1 protein-coding gene is annotated in these 1,629 nt (G+C 41.9%); it reads right to left on the reverse strand.

The features are described from left to right. The coding region (locus JEP40_RS18925) for a type VI secretion system Vgr family protein (protein WP_198624805.1) at positions 1-1,629 on the reverse strand (1,629 nt) is incomplete at both ends.

Consider the following 1,629-nt stretch of genomic DNA (forward strand, 5'->3'; position numbering starts at 1 on the left):
ACCTGCTTTGGCTTGATTATCTGCACTAATAAATAATCCTTTGCCTGCTCTTATTGCTCCCCAACTGTCAGTGCGTAATTCAAAACCTTCGCCACGTTTATCACGATTGGCATCAACAATATGACCTAAGCTTAATTGAGATTTACCCCCGTATTCGGTACTGAGCTTAATATGCTCCTGCCCGCGTTTATCCTCCATTCGTAATTTATTATTTGCAGGGGTACGAATAACATTACGCGTGTTATTTCTATCCGTTACATGATCGGGATGACGCGAATCATGCAATACATGGGCAATATAAGGTCTGTCAGGGTCGCCTTCATGAAAGGCAATGGCGACCTCAGTACCTTGAATTAACGGAAAATGCATCCCATAGGTATCACCTGCATAAGGTTTTGCCAAGCGTACCGGCATACTTTCATAGCCCATCGGTTTTTCATCACGGTCGGCATCAAATTTTACCCAATAAAAACCATGTTCATTTTGGTGGGCGTAAATATCGTTATCTTTTGCACTCGTAATACGTGCAGTGAGTGTACCTGTAATAATCGGTCGGGGTTTAATCGCTGGTCGCCAGCACAGTGTTTCACTGTAAGGGATCGCATTAAACCGCACTTGTAGCGCTTTATCTCGACCACCACTAAAGCGTAAACGGGTGATTAAAATCGGTGATTGAAACACAGACGGTAATGATGAAGGTATTGCGTTATCAGTGATAGAAAGCACTTGGAGCGGTGATAAAAAGTCCGCATTGCTTTCCCCTTTTAAGCGAGTTTGTCGAGTCAGAAAACGTTCATGATCGAGTCTTGCCCAAAAGTTTGCCGTTTCCGCTTCAGGGGTAATTTTATCGCCACGGGCAAGATGTCTTGCTTGGTAATGATAAACTTCACCATAGTTAACGTCATCTCCTTCACCTCGCGTCATATCCGTTACTGCTGAAATTAAGGTGTCTTGTGCTTGGCGGTGGTTATAGTCTTTGGTGAATACATTCTGTTCGACAACTTGATGATGTAATGATAATCCCCATACACTTTCTTGGTGATTATCATTCATGCCCGATGGGCTATTTAAAGGTAGTGTTTTATCAAAGGTGTAAGCACTTTGGCGATCGGCAAAACGGATGACTTCGGTTTGTGTTTGGTCTTGTAAATAGAATGAGTAAAAAATACCGACTTCACTTAATAGTCGTTCTATAAATTGGCGATCACTCTCATTGTATTGATTAATTTGCTCACGTTTGGGATAGTCATTTTTAAGTGTAAATTCAAACTCCCAATCTTTAAAATTATGCTCACGTAAAATTTGGCTTACAACATCGGGCACAGATTGATTGAGGAAAAATCGATGAGAGCGGATTTGATGACGTAATAATGCAAAGACAGGCTCAATAACGAGTTGATAACGCGCTTCATCCACCGAACCTGATAAACGCCGAAATTGTGTGATAACACCATGAACTTGCTTAGTGATGGGCTCTTGCGTTGCCAAATCGGTAATACTGTTAATTGGCGGTGTAAAAGATAGCGTTGCACTACGGCGCAAGAGTTGTTGTGGCTGTAAATCTTGAGCTTGGCAAGTAAAGGTAATTTGATAATGGTAGGGTTCACTTATTGCTTCGCGTCCTGTGAA

It is taken from the genome of Proteus vulgaris (genome assembly GCF_016239305.1).
Classification (GTDB): domain Bacteria; phylum Pseudomonadota; class Gammaproteobacteria; order Enterobacterales; family Enterobacteriaceae; genus Proteus; species Proteus vulgaris_C.